Below are 4,540 nucleotides of genomic sequence, written 5' to 3' on the forward strand. Positions count from 1 at the left end.
GTCCTGCACCAGCTGCCGGCCACGACGGGCGCGCACCCACGCGATCCCGTCCGCAAGAGAGCAGCGGTGTCTTTGGAAGGGCGCCTGCGGGCGGTGGAACTCGAATACGTGCTGGATGCCTACGCGCGCAACGAGAACACCACGCCGGCGGCCGCCTCCTTCAACATCGCGCCGCTCGAGCGGCTGCGCCGCCAGCTCGAGACCGGCGCGCTGCAGCCGCGCCATCTAGCACCGGACAAGCGCAAGCCGTACTTCTTCGCGCAGCCCGTGCGCGTGAAGGTCCTCGCGGATAAGGCCAAAGGCCTGCGACCGTACGTGAACTACCTGTACATGCGCTACACCAGCAACGAGCTGTCGAAGGACTACACGATGGTGGGCAAGAGCCTGCTGCTGCGGCCGGATTTGCGCAATCTGCGCACGGTCATGCTGTTTCGAGAGGACGGCAAGGTCTATGGCCCGGTCCAGGTGATCGGCCGCTGGGCGGCGTTCCCGCACGATCAGCGGCTACGGCGCCTCTTCGGGCGCCTGAAGCGAGAGGGCGCACTCGGCGAACGCGCCGACGACCAACCGCTGGAGGCCTTGTTCGCCCACCTTCGGGCCAAGGCGCCGCGAGACCGCAAGGCGGCGCTGCAGCTGACCTATCTGGTGGAGTACATGACTCGCCAGGCTGTGCCGCTCGGTCCGGCCCTGAGCCAGGGAATCTGGGACTGGAAACAGTTGCAGACCGCTTCCGACAACGTGGCGGTCTTGCCTGTTCGCAGGCCGCCGACTGCCGCAGCAAACGATACCGCACGGGTCGTGCTGCCAGTCGCATCGGTGCGCCAGCCGTCCTCGCCTGTCCAACCCGTGCCGCAGCTGCGGCCCCGCCGCAGCGTTCCCCGCTGATTCACCTGCAGCGCGCGGCCTATCTGCCGCGCGCTGCATCTTTCACAAGGACCCCACATGATCGACTTCGACGACGGCGCCGCCACATCGGCCGGCGGCCTGCTTCCCGACACCATTGTTTGGACCCCCGAGATCGAGCGGCTGAACCACTTCATCATCGAATCCCTGCGCATGCAATCCCGCGGCTGTGCCGTGATGGGGCAGCAATGCAACGGCAAGAGCTTCGCTACCCGCTATCTCATGAGCCTGCTTCCCGACTCGCTCGGACATACAGTAGCCGTCGTGCGCTGGAGCATCCGCGCACCAGGCGAACGTAGTTCCCGGACCGAGCGCACCTTCCTCCAGGAGCGCATGATCCAAAGCGGCTGCACCGCCGTTGCCCACCGCGATCTGGCGGTGTTGTGGCGACGACTGGTCGCCCACTTGACGGAGCTCGCGATTGCCGCGGGCTCGCGCTGGATCGTCATCATGGTCGACGAAGCGCAGAACCTGTCGTTTGAAGAGTACAACCGGCTCATCCATTGCTTCAACTGCCTGGAAGATCTGAAGGTCAAGCCGTTCTTCATGCTGGCGGGCCAACCCGAGTTGGCCAACGCTACGGCGAGCTGGAAGGAAACGAACGGCATGCAGGTGATCGGCCGATTCTTCACTCGCAGCTACTGGTTCCGCGGCATCAGCCTGGAAGACGTCGGGCTGGTGCTCGATGCATTCGACGAGCCGGGTAGGGCAGGCGGCCGCCTCGGCGCGGAGTTGATGCCGCAGGTCGCGGGTACCGACTGGACGATGGCCGCCTGGGCACCGCAGTACCAGGAAGCGCTGCAGACGCTGATGCTCAAGCACCAGATCGCCGGAGGTCTGCGCCTGCCGATGCAGATGCTCCGATCGTCGCTGCTGCTCGTCCTGGACCGCGCCATCGCGAGCAAGCTCGATCCCAGGACGATATCTACCGCCACGGTCTTGCAAGCCTTGCAGGACACCGGCTTCACCTCCACGCTGGCCTACTACGTCGATCTCACGTTCTCCTCCGGGGAGGAGGGCACGGGCGTCGCCGTGACCGAGGGCACCGCATGAGGCCTTCGGTTTCGGCGCATCTGACGCAGGAGCTCGTGTGCCGCGTGCGCACCGACCTGCGCAATGAATCGCTGTACGGCCGCCTGGCATCGCATTTCAGCGTTCACCTGAACACCATTCAGGAAACGACGCTTGCCACCCACGCGTCCGCGCGACCCCTCTTCGCAGCGTGGGCGCCGGAATCGACGACGAGGCTGGCGGCCTTTCTCGGATGCGACGAGGCCGAGGTCGGCCAGATGCAAGGTCGCGATATCGGACGACCTGGGGTGCAATTGGCCCAGTCGTTGCGGTTTTGCGCGAGTTGCCTTCGCGAAGGCTACCACCCGGTCGTTTTCCAGCACCTCGCGCTGTTTCGCTGCGATAGGCATGGGGAGCGGTTGAGGGAAAGATGTCCGTATTGCCGGCGCACGATCACACCCACCCTTCATTCTGTACGGCTCTTCCCGTGGCTGTGCAGCGCATGCGGACAGCCGCTCTCAACGTTGGTCACGCAGCGCAGCAGGCAGGGCGACCCTCGCCTGATGGATCACGCGCTGGATTCGACACGCGAGTTGCTGGGGATGGCGGCTCAGGGTTGCACTCTTCGCGATGAAGACGCCTTCTCGATCGTGCGGCAGTCCGCATCCGCCGTCGTTAGCCGGATGGTCCAGCGCGCTGCGTTGGCTGGACCGCCGCTTCCCCGGCAGGGCTGGCGGTTCCAAAGCAGCACCACCCTGATCGATGCGCACAGACTCCAAGAGTCGCCGTACGAGGCGATGCAGGTCCGCAAGCTTCATCTCGAGCAACTGCTGTTGTGGCTTAGCCGGGCGTGCCCGGGTGCGGATCAAGCGTGTGACCTGATCGACAGGCTAGGGCGAAATCCCGCAGGGCTGCGGCTGGACGCCGATACGGCCGTACTGCCGGCGCTCTTGTGCAAGACCTTGTACTGCTACGACTTGGCGCGGGACTTTCTGGAGATCCACAGGCGAGACGAAACGCAGCTGAGGTTGTTCACGCAGTCCTTTCCGATCCGCTACAGCCGGCCCATCGCCGCTTCAACCCGCCTGGATGCGCGAGTCATGCAGCTGGAGATTCTCGGTCTGCTGGCCTTCTCGCTAGCCTCGATTCGCCCGGGTACTCCGCTATCGTGTCTGCCGTGGCAGGAGGTGCCGCTACCGGCGACCTATGTGCCCAGTTGGCATGCTTTGCGCGAAAGTGATGGAAGCACCCGGATTCAAGTGCGAGCGCGCGCCACGGAGGAGAGTCTCCTGCGTTTATTCCGGCGCTATGCGAGCAAGCGGTTTCGAGCCAACTCAAGCTTCAACAAGGAAATGTCAATGCCCAATCCGATCTACATGCCGCTTCTCAAGGCTTCGGACAGTAGGTCACGATCCCGAACATGGACGCTAGAGCCGCCTGAAGGCGGCTCTAGCGCGACGCGCGCTACTTGATCTCTTGGTCGCGTGCACTCGCGAGCGCTGTACGCTCGATGTACCCGTCGGTTCTGCAGACCGGCAGCATCTCAGTTTGGCGGGGTAGGTAAACAAAATATCCTGCTGGACGCCGCCACCAAAACACAGTTTTGTTCGGTGTCACTTCAATAGCATGGAGCCCATGAACCAAGCAGCTCCCAATGAACCGATGGACCTACTGGCCGCCGACCGTCGGCACTGGATTCATCCTGTGGCGCAGCTGCGGGTCCATGAGCGCAGAGGGGCCACGATCTGGGAAAGGGCCGAGCGGGTTTTTCTTACTGATTCGTCGGGCCACACGGTTCTCGATGGATTCTCCGGGCTTTGGTGTGTCAATGCAGGGTACGGGCATCAGTCGATCATCGATGCCGCCGCTCGCCAATTGCAGGCACTACCCTACGCGACCGGCTATTTTCATTTTGCGAGCGAGCCAGCCATCCGCCTCGCCCAGCGGCTGGCGACCCTGGCTCCGGCGGGATTGTCTCGCGTGTTCTTCACGCAGGGTGGCTCGGATGCGGTAGACAGCGCGATCAAGCTCATCCGCTACTACTTCAATGCCACCGGCAGACCCGAAAAGCGCCACTTCATTGCGGTCTCGCGGGGCTACCATGGCTCGTCCAGTCGCGGTAGCGGCCTGACGGCGCTCCCTGTCTTCCACAAATACTTCGATTCGCCCGACGCGTACCAGCACCACATTGCGTCCCCCTATCCGTACCGGCATGAGGCTGGGCCTGATCCCCAAGCCGTTTTGTCAGCCACTCTGGAAGCGCTCGAGCAAAAGGTGCATGAACTGGGAAAAGGCAATGTTGCTGCGTTCTTCTGCGAACCTATTCAAGGATCCGGGGGTGTGATCATTCCTCCGGCCGGGTACCTGAAAGCAGTCCGCGAACTCTGTTCGCGTCTGGGAATTCTGCTCGTCGTGGACGAGGTCATCACCGGTTTCGGACGAACCGGCCCTCTGTTCGCGTGCCTGGGCGAGGGCGTTTCACCGGACGTCATGACCGTCGCCAAGGGCCTTACCTCCGGGTACCATCCACTGGCAGGCGACGACATCTATGTCGCCGTCGAAGACCTCGCGGAGCTGGCCACGATCACGCAGCAGTTCTGGCAAGAGCTCTTGGCCGCTCTGGAGG

Annotated in this window: 4 protein-coding genes; all 4 read left to right on the forward strand. The window is 63.5% G+C overall.

Features of this window, described 5'->3' with window-relative positions; translation table 11 throughout:
* On the forward strand, nucleotides 1–885 hold an 885-nt coding region (locus WA904_RS14015; RefSeq protein ID WP_425197738.1), incomplete at its 5' end, for a hypothetical protein.
* A gap of 57 nt (nucleotides 886–942) precedes the next feature.
* Nucleotides 943–1,956: an ATP-binding protein gene (locus WA904_RS14020; protein WP_425197739.1), complete on the forward strand. Its 1,014-nt coding sequence runs from the start codon at nucleotides 943–945 to the stop codon at nucleotides 1,954–1,956.
* 44 nt (nucleotides 1,957–2,000) lie between these two features.
* Entirely contained in the window at nucleotides 2,001–3,386 is a 1,386-nt protein-coding gene (locus WA904_RS14025) for a hypothetical protein (RefSeq protein ID WP_425197740.1), read from the forward strand.
* Between the two features lie 163 nt (nucleotides 3,387–3,549).
* A partial coding sequence (locus WA904_RS14030; RefSeq protein WP_425197741.1) for an aminotransferase class III-fold pyridoxal phosphate-dependent enzyme occupies nucleotides 3,550–4,540 on the forward strand: 991 nt, incomplete at its 3' end.

The sequence above is a fragment of the Polaromonas sp. genome, from assembly GCF_049790275.1.
Classification (GTDB): domain Bacteria; phylum Pseudomonadota; class Gammaproteobacteria; order Burkholderiales; family Burkholderiaceae_C; genus Polaromonas.